At 68.0% G+C, this 14,551-nt stretch carries 18 protein-coding genes; 7 read left to right on the top strand and 11 right to left on the bottom strand.

From position 1 onward, the window contains the following. Nucleotides 1–53: 53 nt before the first annotated feature. Nucleotides 54–722, top strand: coding sequence for a class II aldolase/adducin family protein (locus tag ACYVD1_RS12615; RefSeq protein WP_460771685.1), 669 nt, complete (start codon nucleotides 54–56; stop codon nucleotides 720–722). A 134-nt stretch (nucleotides 723–856) separates the two neighbouring features. Here the strand turns inward: ACYVD1_RS12615 and ACYVD1_RS12620 are convergent, their stop codons facing one another. From ACYVD1_RS12620 to ACYVD1_RS12645, 6 genes are all read right to left on the bottom strand, one after another. Further along, nucleotides 857–1,426: a hypothetical protein gene (locus ACYVD1_RS12620; protein WP_460771689.1), complete on the bottom strand. Its 570-nt coding sequence runs from the start codon at nucleotides 1,424–1,426 to the stop codon at nucleotides 857–859. A 39-nt stretch (nucleotides 1,427–1,465) separates the two neighbouring features. After that, nucleotides 1,466–2,002, bottom strand: a complete 537-nt coding sequence (locus ACYVD1_RS12625) for a hypothetical protein (RefSeq protein WP_460771691.1) — start codon at nucleotides 2,000–2,002, stop codon at nucleotides 1,466–1,468. A 75-nt stretch (nucleotides 2,003–2,077) separates the two neighbouring features. After that, the gene (locus ACYVD1_RS12630) at nucleotides 2,078–2,641 is read right to left on the bottom strand and encodes a hypothetical protein (protein WP_460771693.1); all 564 of its coding nucleotides are present in this window, start codon (nucleotides 2,639–2,641) and stop codon (nucleotides 2,078–2,080) included. 43 nt (nucleotides 2,642–2,684) lie between these two features. After that, nucleotides 2,685–2,963: a helix-turn-helix transcriptional regulator gene (locus tag ACYVD1_RS12635; RefSeq protein ID WP_460771695.1), complete on the bottom strand. Its 279-nt coding sequence runs from the start codon at nucleotides 2,961–2,963 to the stop codon at nucleotides 2,685–2,687. After that, nucleotides 2,953–3,807, bottom strand: a complete 855-nt coding sequence (locus tag ACYVD1_RS12640; protein WP_460771697.1) for an ABC transporter permease — start codon at nucleotides 3,805–3,807, stop codon at nucleotides 2,953–2,955. The genes ACYVD1_RS12635 and ACYVD1_RS12640 overlap by 11 nt, the downstream gene beginning before the upstream one ends. Then, the gene (locus tag ACYVD1_RS12645; protein ID WP_460771699.1) at nucleotides 3,804–4,781 is read right to left on the bottom strand and encodes an ABC transporter ATP-binding protein; all 978 of its coding nucleotides are present in this window, start codon (nucleotides 4,779–4,781) and stop codon (nucleotides 3,804–3,806) included. The genes ACYVD1_RS12640 and ACYVD1_RS12645 overlap by 4 nt, the downstream gene beginning before the upstream one ends. Nucleotides 4,782–5,045: 264 nt before the next feature. Between ACYVD1_RS12645 and ACYVD1_RS12650 the strand changes: the two genes are divergently transcribed. Then, complete coding sequence (locus tag ACYVD1_RS12650; protein WP_460754490.1) at nucleotides 5,046–5,456, top strand: VOC family protein; 411 nt, start codon at nucleotides 5,046–5,048, stop codon at nucleotides 5,454–5,456. Nucleotides 5,457–5,512: 56 nt separating this feature from the next. Here ACYVD1_RS12650 and ACYVD1_RS12655 read toward each other — a convergent pair whose 3' ends face one another. After that, nucleotides 5,513–6,280: an alpha/beta fold hydrolase gene (locus tag ACYVD1_RS12655; protein ID WP_460771702.1), complete on the bottom strand. Its 768-nt coding sequence runs from the start codon at nucleotides 6,278–6,280 to the stop codon at nucleotides 5,513–5,515. A 147-nt stretch (nucleotides 6,281–6,427) separates the two neighbouring features. On the opposite strand from ACYVD1_RS12655, the gene ACYVD1_RS12660 reads away from it, so the two are divergent. Both ACYVD1_RS12660 and ACYVD1_RS12665 read left to right on the top strand, forming a co-directional pair. Further along, complete coding sequence (locus ACYVD1_RS12660; RefSeq protein WP_460771703.1) at nucleotides 6,428–6,994, top strand: DinB family protein; 567 nt, start codon at nucleotides 6,428–6,430, stop codon at nucleotides 6,992–6,994. Nucleotides 6,995–7,441: 447 nt separating this feature from the next. Continuing rightward, on the top strand, nucleotides 7,442–8,242 hold the full coding sequence (locus ACYVD1_RS12665) for an SURF1 family protein (RefSeq protein ID WP_460771706.1): 801 nt from the start codon (nucleotides 7,442–7,444) through the stop codon (nucleotides 8,240–8,242). Here ACYVD1_RS12665 and ACYVD1_RS12670 read toward each other — a convergent pair. After that, nucleotides 8,218–8,643 carry a DUF3817 domain-containing protein gene (locus tag ACYVD1_RS12670; RefSeq protein WP_460754509.1) on the bottom strand — a complete coding sequence of 142 codons (426 nt, stop codon included), beginning with the start codon at nucleotides 8,641–8,643 and terminating at the stop codon, nucleotides 8,218–8,220. The genes ACYVD1_RS12665 and ACYVD1_RS12670 overlap by 25 nt on opposite strands. A gap of 285 nt (nucleotides 8,644–8,928) precedes the next feature. Next, entirely contained in the window at nucleotides 8,929–10,482 is a 1,554-nt protein-coding gene (locus ACYVD1_RS12675; protein ID WP_460771709.1) for a glycosyltransferase family 2 protein, read from the bottom strand. 276 nt (nucleotides 10,483–10,758) lie between these two features. Between ACYVD1_RS12675 and ACYVD1_RS12680 the strand changes: the two genes are divergently transcribed. The 3 genes from ACYVD1_RS12680 to ACYVD1_RS12690 all read left to right on the top strand — a co-directional run bounded on the left by ACYVD1_RS12680 (nucleotide 10,759) and on the right by ACYVD1_RS12690 (nucleotide 13,498). Beyond that, nucleotides 10,759–11,577 carry a WbqC family protein gene (locus ACYVD1_RS12680; RefSeq protein ID WP_460771711.1) on the top strand — a complete coding sequence of 273 codons (819 nt, stop codon included), beginning with the start codon at nucleotides 10,759–10,761 and terminating at the stop codon, nucleotides 11,575–11,577. Nucleotides 11,578–11,700: 123 nt separating this feature from the next. Continuing rightward, the gene (locus ACYVD1_RS12685; RefSeq protein ID WP_460771713.1) at nucleotides 11,701–12,414 is read left to right on the top strand and encodes a PIG-L deacetylase family protein; all 714 of its coding nucleotides are present in this window, start codon (nucleotides 11,701–11,703) and stop codon (nucleotides 12,412–12,414) included. Nucleotides 12,415–12,514: 100 nt separating this feature from the next. After that, on the top strand, nucleotides 12,515–13,498 hold the full coding sequence (locus ACYVD1_RS12690; RefSeq protein WP_460771716.1) for an NAD-dependent epimerase/dehydratase family protein: 984 nt from the start codon (nucleotides 12,515–12,517) through the stop codon (nucleotides 13,496–13,498). 299 nt (nucleotides 13,499–13,797) lie between these two features. On the opposite strand, the gene ACYVD1_RS12695 is transcribed toward ACYVD1_RS12690, so the two are convergent. Together ACYVD1_RS12695 and ACYVD1_RS12700 are read right to left on the bottom strand one after the other, a co-directional pair. Continuing rightward, entirely contained in the window at nucleotides 13,798–14,154 is a 357-nt protein-coding gene (locus ACYVD1_RS12695; RefSeq protein WP_460771718.1) for a DUF202 domain-containing protein, read from the bottom strand. 8 nt (nucleotides 14,155–14,162) lie between these two features. After that, nucleotides 14,163–14,510: a YidH family protein gene (locus ACYVD1_RS12700; RefSeq protein ID WP_460771720.1), complete on the bottom strand. Its 348-nt coding sequence runs from the start codon at nucleotides 14,508–14,510 to the stop codon at nucleotides 14,163–14,165. Between the last annotated feature and the right edge of the window lie 41 nt (nucleotides 14,511–14,551).

Raw genomic sequence — 14,551 nt, forward strand, 5'->3', positions numbered from 1 at the left:
GCCCGGGGGCGCACCCCCACGGACCGCTGCCCGCGCACCCCGCTGAGGAACGCATGCTGCTTGAACAGGAACGCCGCGATGTCTGCCTGACCGCCCGCGCCATCTCCCAGTACCCGGGTACCGCCCCCGGCGAAGCCGGTACCGTCAGCGTCCGCAGCGGCGAGCTGGTGGTCGTCAGCCCCCACGGTGTACCGCTGGACCAGATCCAGCCGCAGGACTGCCCGGTGATGTCCCTGGACGACCGGATGCTCGAAGGCCGGCGCGACCCCGCCGCCGAGGCCACCCTCCACATGGCCGTGCACCGCCACGCCGCCGACCGGGGCCGCGAGTCCCTCGCGCTGGTCAACGCGTTCACCACCGACACCACCGCAGTGTCCTCGGTACTCCCCGAGCTTCCCCCGGTCCACCACCGCGCCGCGGGCCTGGGCGGCGCCATCAGCGTGACCCCGTACATGCCCTACGGCACGGGGGACATCGCCGACCAGGCGGTCAAGGCCCTCAAGGGCAGGGACGCCGCCCTGCTCGCCGACCACGGCGGCCTCGCCCTGGGCCGGAACCTGGAGCACGCCTGGGGGAACCTCCGGCTGCTCGACTGGCTCTGCACCACCTACCTGCGCGCCCGGCAGATCGGCGAGCCCCGCGTCCTCTCCGAGGACGAGCTGGCCGAGGCCCGCCAACGCGGCACCTACGGCTGGGCGGGACCCGACCCCTTCCTGTACTAGGCCGGACCGGGAATCCGTTGCCCTGGCTGACCCCGTAGCCCACCGCTGTACCGCGCACTCAGGTCAACCAGAGAGCCCTGAACCCGAGTCGTCGCGAGCCTGATACTGAAGGCCTGCCAAGCAGGAAAGCCTGCTTATGGTCCGATGGGCCCGTCGTCCCCGTCGTCGGGGACCTCGCCCGGTTGGGTCCAGGCGAGGTAGAAGACGGGGAAGGACCGGTGCAGCGCCAGGACCACCCAGGCCACCGGGAGGAAGACACCCACCGGCACGGTGGTCTCGCCCACGGGGTAGGCATTGGTGAGGTGCGCGGCGCCGGTGATCGCCACCGCCAGGATCAACAGCGCTGTCGTGACCGAATGGCCCACGTTCCGGGCCTCGTCGATCTCGGTGCGCTGGCGCTCGTCCACCACCAGCTCGTATCCGTACATGGTCCGCGAACCGGCTTCGAGCACCTGGAGCACCCGGTTCTGCGGAATCAGCAGCAAGACCACCACGAGGCAAGCCCCGAGCAACACCACCGTGCTCTGGGCCAGCGCCATCATGGTCAGGGCCGCCGTGATCAGCAGGACCAAGAACAGGACCAGGTACAAGCGGCGCAGGCGGGCTGACCGGTCGGCCCACAGGCCGCGGACCTTCGGGTCCTCGAACTGGGTCAGAAGCTTCTGGCGGCGGGCTTCCGCCCGCCCTTCGCCAGGTGTGTTCATCGCGGCGCTCCTTCTCGGAGTCGGGTTGGGGAAGCGCGGTCAGGCCTGGGCGGGCTCGTCTTCCTCAGGCAGCTCGTCGGGCTGGGTCCAGGCCAGGTAGAAGACCGTGCCTGCGCTGTGGAGCATCGCCAGCAGCCAGAGCAGCGGGACGGCGAGCCAGCTGGGGAAGACCACGCTCGGCGGGCTGAAGGTCGTGATGACCGCGACCAGGATGAAACTGGCCCCCAGGGCCACCCCCGTGAGGTAATGGCCGAAGCGGTGGGCGTTGTCGCGCTCGTCGCGCTGGCGCTCGTCCAGGAGCCGGATCGGCAGGGACACCCGGGTGATCCGGCTGAGCCGCTTGACCTGGTAGACGAGCAGGATCACGACGCCGACGAAGAGCACGGCCGCGAGATACTGCGGGTTGCTGTTGTCGATGGTGTTCACGGCGGCGAGACCGAAGACGGCGCCCAGGATCAACAGGGCGAGCAGCGCCACGTGGAACCGTCGGCGGGCCCGGGAGGCGCGGGCCCGACTCAGGCCAGGATCCTCTGCGGCGGCCAGTTTCGCCGCGTCGGACGGGTTCAGAGGGGTCATGCTGGGCTCCTGCCAAAGGGGGGACGGCTGTCACTGCCCGATCCGGGGGAAGGGGCAGGGGATGAGGAAGCGCGGTCAGGCCTGGGCGGGCTCGTCCTCGTCGTCGAGGACCTCGTCGGGGCGGGTCCAGGCGAGGTAGCAGGCGGGGAAGGCACCGTGGCACAGGGTGGTGGCGAACACCATCGGCAGTAGCACCGCCATGACCACGGAGGCGGAGAAGTCCCCGGACGCGAGTGCGCCGCCGATCCCGGAGGTCACGGCCAAAAGGGTGATCAGCGCCGCGTTGGTCACGCGGTGCCCCAGGAGCGAGGCGTGGTCCATCTCCGCGCGCTGGAACTCGTCCAGGCCGAGCTGCTTGGGGGTGCAGCGGGAGGCGATGCTGACACGGGCGGACAGGGGCATGGTCAGCAGCCCGGCCGCGACGAACCCGGCGAGCAGGAAGAAGGACCCGGGGGGCGGCACGATCAGCACGAGGACGAAGAGCGCGATGCTGACCAGGCTCATGGCGGCCAGGGCGACCACCGCCCGGCGGCGCCGGGAGCGCGGCGCCCACCGGGCGCGCCTGCGCGGGTCCTCGATCCTCTCCAGGAGGATCCGCTGAGACTTGGTGAGTTCCGTGGTGGATGCGGCAGGGGACACGTTTCTCCTCATGGCGTCGCGGGGAGCAGGGGCGGTCCGGGGCTCACTGGCCGATCCGGGGGAAGGGTTCGGTGGAGAAGACCACCTCGACCGGGACCTCGAAGTACTTCGCGATCCGCAGGGCGAGGTGGAGGCTGGGGCTGTACTCGCCCCGTTCCAGGTAGCCGACGGTCTGGTAGTGCACCCCCAGCGCCTCGGCGAGCTGTCGGCGGGACACGTTCCGCTCGGCCCGCAGCATCGCGATCCGGTTGTAGATCGCCTCCGTGTTGGCCGCGGCCCTGGTGCGACGGCCGCTCCCGCCCTGCTTGTTCTCAGTAGGCACGCTTGGCCGCTTCCTCTCGGGCGGCCTGCACCCGGGAACCCGACGTGCGCCGGGCCATGCGCTGTAGGAGGGGCCGCGCGACGAGGAACCCGACCAGGGCCCACAGCGCCAGGACCCCCGCTGCCAGCGGCAGCTGCCAGACCCCGAAGAGCTCGAGGTCGGTGGCCTCGGGCGGGAAGACCGCCGCGCGCACCCCGTGGCCGACCCAGTAGATCGGGAAGGTCAACGCGATCACCTGCACCCATCCGGGCATGAACTCGAGGGGGATGTTCACCCCGGAGATCATGAAGAGGATGATCACCGGCAGCATCGCCAGGCCCACACCGTTCTTGGGGTTGGTGATCAGCGAACCGAGGATCGCACCGACGGGGGCCAGCGCCAGCAGGCCGAGCAGGCACACCCACAGCAGGGTGACCATGCCGAAGATCCCCTGGGGCGAGAAGCCGTCGAACAGGAACACCGCCGGCACCAGCAGCAGCAGGAGGGAGAAGGCCGACATCATCACGATGTGGCCGACCTTCGCGACAACGTAGCCGGTCATGCCGTGCGGGGTGGACTTGGCCCGCAGGAGGGTCCCGTCCTCGCGTTCGGTGGCGAGCACCTGGGCGACCGTGGCGACGCCGTTGATGGCGATCACCAGGCTGACGCCGCCGACCAACATGGCCGCGGAGAAGTCGACGCCCATCTCGTCGGAGCCGTCCCCGATGATCAATCCCAGCCCCAGGAAAATGACCGGCATCATCATGTAGCCGACCACCACCTCCTGGGGGTTGGTGAACGAGGCGCGGAACTCGATCCAGCTCCGGGAGATCCCGGCGCGGACCGCGTTGCTCTGGGGGTTCATCGGATCTCCTTGCCGAACTCGGCGGCGGCCTCGTCGGCCTCACCGCTCTCGTACCGCTGGACCATGGCCATGTACACGTCCTCCAGCGACGGCCGGGTGACCTTCAGGTCGGTGACGGCGTCCCCGTGTTCGGCGTACAGCTCCGCGACGTGGCGCGCGGGGTTGTCGGTGCTGTGGACGTGGCGCTGGCCACCAACCGTCCAGGTGACCTCGCTGTCCCTGGCCACCAGCTGGGACAGCTGGTCCGCGCTTCCGTCGGCGACGATCACGCCCCCGGCCAGCAGGAGGATGCGGTCGGCCAGCTTCTCGGCCTCGCCCAGGTCGTGCGTGGTGAGCATGATCGTGGTGTCCTCCTCGTCGGCGAGGCGGAACACCAGGTCGTGGAAGTCCCGGCGGGCCTTCGGGTCGAAGCCCGCGGTGGGCTCGTCGAGGAAGAGGAGCTCGGGACGGCCGACGATGCCGACCGCCACGTCCATGCGGCGGCGCTGCCCCCCGGAGAGGGTCTTGACCCGCTGGTTCGCCTGGTCGGTGAGGCCGACCAGGGCCAGGAGTTCGTCGGTGTCGTGGGGACGGGACCGGGACGGCTCGGAGTAGGGCGCGTAGAAGCGGCCGTAGTGGTGGAGCACGTCGCCTACCCGCCAGGCGCCGTGGTCGCGCCAGGACTGCAGGACCACGCCGAGTCGGGAGCGCCACCCCTCGTCCGCGCCGTCCGGGTCGGCGCCGAGGACGTCGACCTCTCCGGCCGAGCGGCGGCGGAAACCCTCGAGGATCTCGATGGTGGTGGTCTTGCCCGCACCGTTGGGTCCGAGGAGCGCGATCACCTCGCCGCGCCGGGCGGTGAGGTCGACCCCCTTGAGGACCTCGGTACTGCCGTAGTTCATGCGCAGGTCACGGACGTTCAGCACGGCCTCGGCCGGGGTTCCGGTAGCCGGAGCGCTCGCCCGGGACTGATTCGGTGCCGCTCTGCTTGTCACAGCACTCCTCTGTTTGATCCTTGTTCTGCTTCCTTTAATAGTACATGTACTACATTCGCGAGCAGGAGAACTACCAGGAGTGGGAATACAGGCCCGCTCAGCCCAGGGACGGGGCTTCGGCCGTGAATCGCAGGTCAAGAGGGGTGGGAGAAATGAGGTGGCCACATCCGGCCACGTGACATCCGGGTACGGATACTCACTGATCCGTCACGCTCAGACGCGACAATGGTGCCGACGACCAACCCCGCACGGCAGGAGGCTCCCATGCGCTTCAGCTACATCCGGCTCCTCGTCAACGACTACGAGGCCTGCTTCCGCTTCTACGCCGACGTCCTCAAGTTCCCCGTGCTGTGGGGAGACGAGAACAGCCGGTACGCCGAGTTCGACGTGCACTCGCAGACGCGCCTGGCGATCAATCAGCGCGAGGTGATGGCCGAGGCCCTGGAGACCGACACGGCCGACCCCGAACTCCCCAACCAGGACCGGCTCGCGGTCGTCTTCGAGGTCGACGACGTGGACGAGGCCGCCGCCGGCCTGGTCGCCGACGGCGCCCGCCAGGTGATGGAGCCCCGTGACTGGACCGCTTGGGGCATCCGCGCCGCCCACTTCCGCGACCCGGACGGCTACCTCCTGGAGATCAACTGCCCGCTGATCCCGGCGCGCGACGACGTGTAACCCCCGCCGTCCCGAACACGGTCCAGCGATCACTCGGACAGCCAGTCAGGCGCCCTTCAGGCGGCCACATGCTCCACAAGCAGCTCGTTGACCCGGTCGGCGCGTTCCACCCCGAGAAGGTGCGCGGCGCCGGGAACCACCTCGAACCGGGAGCCGGAGATCCCGTCCGCCAGCCTGCGACCGTGCCCTGGCGGCAGCAGGGGGTCGTGTGCCCCGGAGACCACCATGGTCGGCACGCGGATCCCGGAGACCAGGTTGCGCTGGTCCAGCCCGCTCACGGCGTCGCAGATCGACGCGAAGGCGCCCGCGTCGATCCCGCCGAAGTCCTCAGTGAACCGGGCCGCGACCTCCGGGCGCCCACCGGTCAGGTCCGGGGTGAACCACGGCAGGACGACGTCGGCGGTCACCGACTCCATGCCCGTTTCCCGAACCCGGGCGGCCATCCGGTCCCACCCGTGCATGTGCGGCGTACGCGGGGTACCCGCCAGCAGCGCCAGCCGCTCCAGTGTCCGCGGCGAGTTGGCCGCGATCCAGAGCAGTAGGGAGCCGGCGAACCCGGAACCGACCGCGGAGACACGGGTGAAGCCCCGCTCCTCCAGAATTCCGAGGATGTCCAGGGCCAACTCCTCGATCGAGTAGGGCCCTTCGGGCGCCGGGGAGGACCCATGGCCCCGGTGGTTGACCCGCAGCACCTGGCGGTGGCGGGTGAGTTCGGGCATCTGTGGCTCCCAGGCCGACATCTTCGTGCCGAACTGCGGCACGAGCAGCACGACGGGCGCGTGCTTGGGGCCGTCGAGTCGGTACTGGAGCGGAATCAGGGCCATGGAACCTCCGGGTCGCCGGACCGCCAGGTTATCCACACTGTTTTCGCGGTCGCCAGAAAGGGCGACCGCCGGAACCGAGTAGAGGACAGCAACTGACCGCCATGCTTCCTAGGGTCGAGGTACCGAGAAAGACCAGAGGGGATCACCATGACGGCGGAGACAGTGCGGGCAGCGGAGCACGACCACGACAGCGGCGGCGCTCGCGGGGGTGGCGGCGGGACCGAGCGGGAGGCGCTCCTGTCCTTCCTGGCCGAACAGCGCGAGTTCCTGCTCTTCACCCTCAAGGGGCTCGACCGGGAACGGGCCTCCGAACGCCCGACCGCCAGTGCCCTCAACCTCGCCGGGCTGGTCAAGCACGTGTCTCAGACGGAGCGCGGCTGGATCCGGTTCATCGAAGAGGGCGCACCGGAAGTCGACTACGAGTCCGAGGAGACCTACGACTACCACGAGAGCACGTTCCGGCTGGTCGGAGACGAGACCCTGGCGGGTGTGCTGGCCGAGTACGAAACGACGGCGACGCAGACCGAGGCCTACATCCGCGCCCTTCCGAACCTGGAGTTCAGCCGGAAGCTCCCGTCCGCCCCGTGGTTCCCCGAGGAGACGGCCTGGACCGTCCGCGACGTCCTGCTGCACCTGATCCGGGAGACCGCGCAGCACTGCGGGCACGCCGACATCATCCGCGAGTCCCTGGACGGCCAGAAGACCATGGGCTGACCCGCGCGAGCGGACGCATGCGCATGGGTCGGCGGGAGGACGCACCTGCGAACGGTGGGGCCTGTCCTTCAGAGCATTGCGCGCGGGCCGCCCTCCGCACGAGAAGCGGGGCGGGACCACCGATCGGTGGTCCCGCCCCGCTGACGAGGTGGCGAGGGTCGCCTCCGTATCCCCCCTCAAAGTACGGAGGCAACCCTCGCTCTGGGAAGCGGCCTGCGACTCCTCCCCCCTGGAGTCGAGGCCTGGAAGGTCTCTCACGTGGAAACGATCCTGTCGTTCCGCGTTGATTGAGACACTACCCACCGCACCCTCGAAGAACAACCCTCTGTCACGAGAAACTACTTAAAGTGATCGTCATTCCTGGGGTGGTGAACTGCCAAGCTGTTGTGGCCATCGTCAACCCGGGGTCATGATCGGATGCTCAGAGGTCGCGCATAGCCTGGTCGGGTGAGATCACCGCTCCTCAGCCCACGTTGGCTCGGCCTCCACCTCGCGGCTCTGCTCGTGGTCGCCGTGTGCGCTGTAGGGACCTACTGGCAGGGCACACGCGCCTTCGAACCCGACCGCGAGGTCATCACCAACCCTGTGGAGGACCTGGCCAGCTCCGTCACACTGGAGGAGCTCGGCGAACCCGGTGATTTCCTGCATCCCAACCTCACCGCGAACACGGCGATCCAGGCCAGCGGGCACTTCGACCCCGATGCGCAGGTCCTCGCACCCAGCCGCCTCGACGGGGTCGAGGGCTACGCGGTCGTCCTGCCCCTAGTGACCGAGGAAGGCGTAGCCCTGCCCGTGAGCCGCGGTTGGAGCGAGGACGGCACCGACCTGCCGCCTGTCCCCGAGGGCGAAGTCACGGTCTCCGGCTGGCTACAGCCCCCCGAGGAGTCCGAAGAGGGCTTCTTCCCGATGGGCGAGCCCGACACGGGCACCATCGAACGGATCGCTCCCGCGGTTCTGGTCAGCGAGTGGGACTACCAGCTCTACGCGGCCTACGTCACCCTCCCCGAACAGGAGCCGGCGGTCGACGGCCTCACTGCGATTCCGCCCCCCGAACCGCCCACCGAGTTCACCGTCAACTGGCGGAGCTTCAGCTACGCGGTCCAGTGGGGCATGTTCGGCATCTCCGGCGTGGTCTTCTGGATCATCCTCATGCGCCGTGAACTGGCCGAGGCCCGCACCCGGGGGACGGGTGGGGCCTCGGAGGACAACGGCGGGGACTCGACTCAACCGGTGGGTACCGGCTCCTGAGCAGCCTGCTCCGCCTCGCGGTCCTTCGCCTGCTCGGTCTTGGCCACACGGTGCTCGACCACGAAACCGAGGATCGGAATGGTGCCGGCGAGAGCGACGCCCAGGGTGCGGCCGGCCCCCCAGCGCCGGTCCAGGGCGACCCACAGGACGACGAGCACGTAAGCCATGTAGACGTAGCCGTGCGGCACCGTGATGTAGAGCGTCAACGGGGACTCGGGGCCGAACCAGTGTTCCCAACCCTCGGGCGCGGCCGTCAGAGCGAACATCGAAGTCTCTCCGACCAGGTACCTCGCGGGCATGGCCACGAAGACCAGACCCACCAGGAACACACCCGTCGTGTACGCGAGCACCCGGTACAACGCGAACGAAACACGTCTCTTGTCCACTGCGACTCCACCCATTCAACAACTCAGCCCCGAGGAGGGTCGGGTCCCCTCCATCGAGGCTAGGGCATGTCCGGCGGACACTTTCCCTGCTACGCGACGCCCCAGCGGCACTTGCACTGCGTTCTCATCAGTCGACAGCCAAACCCGGGCTGACTCCTTCTTCGGCCTTGTGCCAGCACCACTGTTGCGCCGCTCGCGACGGGCAGCATCCACCGAACACGCCCTTGCTCTGCCCGCACCGGCGGGTCCTTGGGGTGACCGATGCCGGACAATCTCACATGTGCGCAGGTGGAAGCAGGTCTACTTGTCCTTGTTCGCGATCCGGACGGGGCTGCTCCACCGGCCGTCGGACTTGGCGGTCCAGGCCTTCGGGATCATCCGCAGGGACAGGTAGGCGTCGATCATGCGGATCGGGAAGAAGAACAGGCCGTAGAAGAGGTACGACGGCCGCCGCCGAACCATCGTCATGACGCAGGTCAGCATGTAGTCGGGCACGAGCAGGCCGATGGCGAGCGCGGTGAGCGGCAGGAAGGCCGTCACCGCGTCGAACCCGTCGGTGAAGAACGGTAGCCCCGCCACCACCTCCCCGCCGAAGGTGCCGATCAGCACGAACGCCGCGATGACCACGGTGAGCAGGAACATCAGGGACACGAGTACGACCTCGAGGATGTACAGCCCGAGGGCCACCCAGAAGAAGCTCGGCCACACCTTGTGGCGGCGGACGGTCTGCCAGAAGCCCAGCGTCCAGCGGCCGACCTGCTTCCAATAGTCCCGGAGCGTGAACGGATCCTGGCTGTAGGCCTTGGTGTCCGGCCGAAGCGAGACCCTGCCGAGGCGTTTGCGATGCACCTCGAAGGTCATGTTGAAGTCCTCGATCACCAGCCCCGGCGGGTTGACGGTGATCTCCCGTAGCGACCTGCTCCGGTACACGCTCGCGAACCCGGGGACGATGAAGGCGACGTTCGTCCGCTTCCAAGTCTGTCCGAAACGCATGAAGTACTGGAGCATGAAATACAGGCGGTCCCGGTAGGCGGAGATGATCCGCCCGATGATGTTGCGCTCCCACGGCTTCCACTCCGAGACCACGAACCCGGCGACCGCGGCGACGTCCGGATCCGTCAGTTGACGCTTGGCGCCTTCGACGTATCCTGCGTCGAGCTCGGTGTCGGCATCCAGAATCAGGACGCCGTCATAGTTTTCGGTCAGTGAGAATTCCTCGATGACCGCCTCGATGGCCCCCGCCTTGCCCCGGTTGGTGAGGAGCTCGAGGACGTTCACGCCGGTCTTGGCCGCGATCTCGGCGGTGGAGTCCTTGGACGAGTCCGAGACGACATAGATGTCCCAGCGGTTGAACAGGCCCAACGCCGAGGAGATCGCGGCGTCGATCACCGGCTCCTCGTTGTGCGCCGGGATGATGACGGCGATGCTGACGTCCTCGGGGTCGGCCGGAACCGCGGCGTCCTTGGGCGTGGCGGTCGCCACCGCGCCCCCGCCCACGGAATCGCCGGAGCCGCCCTCAGCCAGCGCGACACCCCCACCGGGGCCTCCCGCTCCGACCAGGACCCGCTCACGTTCCTGACCTTGGCTGACCGCCCGCGGTTGGTGCTGGTCGCCGGGCCTTCGCCGGAAGGCGGTGCGCGCCCCGCTCTCGGTCACCCGGAGCAGGCCGACCACGGTCCACAGCAGCAGGTTCAGGCCGAAGGCCATCCACAGGAAGACGTAGCCGAGGGCGCCGATCCCCGCGGCGGCGGCCATGTCCGTCGCGAAGTCGAACCAGTAGAGGAAGAGTGCGGTAGCCAGGACCAGGGCGATCAACCCGGTCAGCAGGCCACCGATGAAACGCACGATACGCACAGCCCTAGGACCCTCCGAAAGTTATCGGTTTCGGACCGACATTAACCCGCAAAGTCGGCGTTAGGTTGACGCCCTACGCGACCGGGAGGTTCACCCGAGTTCGCGTCCTATGTAGGCCACGCAAATCGTATACACGGGCTTGCGTGAGGTGGTACCCATAAGAAGATATTTCAGGCGAGGCATCCGGAGGCGCGCCATGCCCCCGGGCCAATCCGACGCTGCTTAGTAGGCGACTCGGGAAACCTTCGCCAAAAGTGACCCGATGAGACAAGGAGAATGCCCGGCGTGATCGGCGGCTCTCGATCCCCCTCGCCAGATCCTGCCCACGACTACCCGGAACACAGCAGCGGCGAACCCGCCGTCACCAGGGACGACACCGATCGCATTCGTGCTGCGGTCCACCAGCCGCACTACTGGCCCTGGCTGGGGCTGATCGACAAGATTGACCGCTCCGACCGGTTCGTCATGCTGGACACGGTCCAGTTCGAACGCCGTGGTTGGCAGAACCGGAACTACGTGGCGGGACAGGGCAAGCCCGTGCTGCTTACCGTGCCAGTCGCACAAGCGAGCCGCGACGAGCGCATCCAGGACAAGAAGATAGACAACACACAGAAATGGAGAATCAAGCACTACAGGGCACTTGCTGAACACGGTTACCGCAAGGCCCCATACTGGGCCGATTACGGTGACGAAATCACCCAACTGTACGAGACCGAGTGGGAAGACCTAGCGGACCTGGCCATAGCGACCACACGCATGCTGATGCGCGGATTCGGGATCGACACTCCGATCCTGCGCGCCAGTGAGCTCGGGGAGTTCCCCGGGCAGAAGAGCGAGCTGCTCGCCCAGATCTGCGCCAAGGCCGGAGCGGACACCATGCTCTCGGGAGACGGTGCGAGGGACTACCTGGACCCGGACATCATGCACCGCCACGGGGTGGACATCGAGTGGCAGGACTTCCGGCACCCGGTGTACCCACAGCACACACGCGGACCCGCCGACGAATTCGTGCCTCGCCTGTCGGCGATCGATCTCCTACTCAACGCCGGACCAGACTCGCTGCACGTGCTCCGACAGGCAAGATCCCGAAGCTGATTCGGCACCCAGAAAGGATCAGCAGGCGGATCACCGCCCGCCCGTGCACCGGGTGCAGCAAGGTCCCGACGACACGGGTTGTCACCGATCGCCACCCAATTCGGCAAAGGACGGGAAACTGGCATGACGACGGACTGGTCACAGGAACGCATCCTGGTCTACTCCCCCCATCCCGATGACGAGACCCTCGGCTGCGGCGGCCTGATGTACAAGGCCAAGCGCGCGGGCGCAGAGGTCTTCGTGCAGTTCCTGACGGTCGGCGACACCGCTGACCAGTCCCCGAAGGGCTTCTCTACCGCGGAGGAGCGCTACACCGAGGTCAAGAAGACAGCTGAGCACTTCCGCTGGGACGACTGGCACATGGCCCTGCCAGGCGACACTCACCACCTGAGGCTGGACTCCGTCCCCCGGGTGGACCTGACGCAGCTGATCGAGCGAGAGAGCCCGCTCTCGATCGCGCGTATCAAGCCGACCGTGGTGCTCGTACCGCACCACACCAGCTACAACCAAGACCACAAAGCCGCCGCGGAGGCCGTGCACACGGCGCTGCGCCCCTCGAACACCCGTCTGCGCCACCACCCCCGGCTGGTGCTGGCGTTCGAGGAGGCCGCCGACCAGTGGCGGATCGAGCCAGTGGAGTCCCCCAACTTCATCGTCGAACTCGAGGAGGAGGACCTGTTGGCCAAGCTCCAGGGAATGGAGCTTTACGGCTCGCAGAGCCACGAGCACCCGCACACCCGTTCCGAACTCACCCTGCGCAGCCTCGCCGTCCTCCGTGGGATGCAGGCCGGGGTCGCCCTCGGCGAGGGCTACCACGTCCTGCGCCATCTGGCCTGACGGGCAGGGCCTTGCACGAGCTCCCCCGCCTGCCATACACGCGAAGACCTATCCCCATGAAGTACAGAACTAGCACATCGCCCGTAGTGGAGGGGAAACCATGAAGGCTGTCATCACTGGCGGAGCCGGGTTCATCGGCTCCCACCTGTGCGATCACCTGGTCGCGCAGGGACACGAGGTCGTCGTCCTCGACGACCTCTCGACCGGGTCGCGGTCGAACCTGGCACAGGTGGAGAACACACCCGGATTCCGTTTCGTCCAGGGAGACATCCTGGACCGCAAGCTCGTCGACGAGCTCGTCGCGGAAGCTGACACCGTGTACCACCTCGCCGCGGCAGTGGGTGTCTACAACATCGTCGACAACCCGCTGCGCTCGCTCCGCATCAACCTGCACGGAACGGAGAACATCGTGGAGTCCGCGGTCAAGCACCGCGTTCCGTACATGGTGGCCTCGACCAGTGAGGTCTACGGCAAGAACGACGCCAACGGCCTGAAGGAGAACGACGACCGGATCTACGGTTCGCCCATCAAGAGCCGCTGGTCCTACGCGGCGGCCAAGGGCCTCGACGAGCTGGTCGCCTACGTCCACGGCGTGGAGTCCGGCGTGCCGTGCGTCATCACGCGCTTCTTCAACGTGGTGGGACCGCGGCAGACGGGCCGGTACGGCATGGTCGTTCCGCGCTTCGTCGACCAGGCACTGTCGAACGAGCCCATCACCGTGTACGGCACGGGCACCCAGCGCCGCTGCTTCGGCTCGGTGTACGACGTGGTGCCCACGCTGACCCGGTTGATGGAAACCCCCGAAGCCTACAACCAGGCGGTCAACCTGGGCGGACGCGAGGAGGTCTCGATCAAGGGGCTGGCGGACCGGGTCGTTGAACTGACCGGGTCCAGCAGCGCGATCACCTACATCGACTACGAGGAGGCGTACGGGGAGGGCTACGAGGACATGCAGCGCCGGTTCCCGGACACTTCCCTGGCCGCTCGCCTGATCGGCTACGAACCGACCAGGGACCTGAACGACATCATCGGATCAATCGTCGAGCAGCGCCGTTCGAGCGCGTCGGTGCCGACCCCGGCTTAACTCCGCTTCAGTGGTAAGAGTCGGCCGGGAGGACATCCCGTCGGGTGCCCCGCCACCCGAACCCCTCCCCAGGAAGTCCCGTCGGCCACCGACCGCCGAACAGCAACGAAGGGTGCGACGAGGCCCGGCCCCCGCCTCGGTGACCCGGCCACCGCCCGCCGCAGGGCACATGCCCGTCCCAGGGCACGAGCCGGACACAGTGCCCACCCAAGCCACCACCCCGCCCGTACACAGGGCATGACCGCGGTCCGTGCACAGAGAGAGCATGGCCCCGCCCGTACACAGGGCGTGTCACCTGCTCACGACACGATGACCGTCAGCACCACGACCACCGTCAGGGCGAGGACACCCGAGCTCAGCGCGACCATCGCCCACGGTCGGGCCACGTTCAGCGGGGGCTCACCCGTGTCCCGTTCCCGCAGCCCGAACGCGGTACGGCGCCACCTCAGCCACAGGTGCAGCCCGAGGCCCGCACACATCAGCAGGGCGAAGGCCATGACACCCACTCGGAGCAGGGGGTCGACCTCGGGCACCACGGTGGATCCGGGCACCAGCGGGCCGCGCAGGTACAGCAGCGCCACCACCACGAGCAGTATGAGCATGCGCTGCCAGGACAGCAGCGTGCGTTCGGGCTGGAGCCCTGGATCCCGTTCCACCCGCCGGTTCACAGCAGGTTGCCGAGGAGGACCAGGACGCACACCAGCCCGACCGCGAACGTGGTCACGAGCGGAAGCGCACTCGTCGGCAAGCTCTCCCCCCGTCTCATGGCGGCCTGTACGCGGTACCAGCGCATCGGCGCGTACACGGTCACCACACCGGCGAGGACCGCCAGGAGCAGACCGACGACCGTGCGCGGCGCCTCGTCCCAACCGAGCGGAAGCAGGTGCAGGACGGCGACCGCTCCCGCGAGGAGAGCCAATGCGGTACGGATCCACGCGAGGAAGGTACGTTCGTTGGCCAGGGTGAAGCGGTAGTCGACGTCCCGTTCTCCCTCGTGCGCCTCAGCGCTCATCGGTACCCCCGTTTTCGGCGTTCGGCCCACAGAGGGAGCAC

It is taken from the genome of Nocardiopsis nanhaiensis (genome assembly GCF_054778635.1).

Bases quoted from the DNA above. Each gene is read 5' to 3' on its own strand.
- ACYVD1_RS12615 (WP_460771685.1), top strand. From the start codon at position 54: ATGCTGCTTGAACAGGAACGCCGCGATGTCTGCCTGACCGCCCGCGCC.
- ACYVD1_RS12620 (WP_460771689.1), bottom strand. From the start codon at position 1,426: ATGAACACACCTGGCGAAGGGCGGGCGGAAGCCCGCCGCCAGAAGCTT.
- ACYVD1_RS12625 (WP_460771691.1), bottom strand. From the start codon at position 2,002: ATGACCCCTCTGAACCCGTCCGACGCGGCGAAACTGGCCGCCGCAGAG.
- ACYVD1_RS12640 (WP_460771697.1), bottom strand. From the start codon at position 3,807: ATGAACCCCCAGAGCAACGCGGTCCGCGCCGGGATCTCCCGGAGCTGG.
- ACYVD1_RS12650 (WP_460754490.1), top strand. From the start codon at position 5,046: ATGCGCTTCAGCTACATCCGGCTCCTCGTCAACGACTACGAGGCCTGC.
- ACYVD1_RS12655 (WP_460771702.1), bottom strand. From the start codon at position 6,280: ATGGCCCTGATTCCGCTCCAGTACCGACTCGACGGCCCCAAGCACGCG.
- ACYVD1_RS12660 (WP_460771703.1), top strand. From the start codon at position 6,428: ATGACGGCGGAGACAGTGCGGGCAGCGGAGCACGACCACGACAGCGGC.
- ACYVD1_RS12670 (WP_460754509.1), bottom strand. From the start codon at position 8,643: ATGGGTGGAGTCGCAGTGGACAAGAGACGTGTTTCGTTCGCGTTGTAC.
- ACYVD1_RS12680 (WP_460771711.1), top strand. From the start codon at position 10,759: ATGCCCGGCGTGATCGGCGGCTCTCGATCCCCCTCGCCAGATCCTGCC.
- ACYVD1_RS12685 (WP_460771713.1), top strand. From the start codon at position 11,701: ATGACGACGGACTGGTCACAGGAACGCATCCTGGTCTACTCCCCCCAT.
- ACYVD1_RS12690 (WP_460771716.1), top strand. From the start codon at position 12,515: ATGAAGGCTGTCATCACTGGCGGAGCCGGGTTCATCGGCTCCCACCTG.
- ACYVD1_RS12700 (WP_460771720.1), bottom strand. From the start codon at position 14,510: ATGAGCGCTGAGGCGCACGAGGGAGAACGGGACGTCGACTACCGCTTC.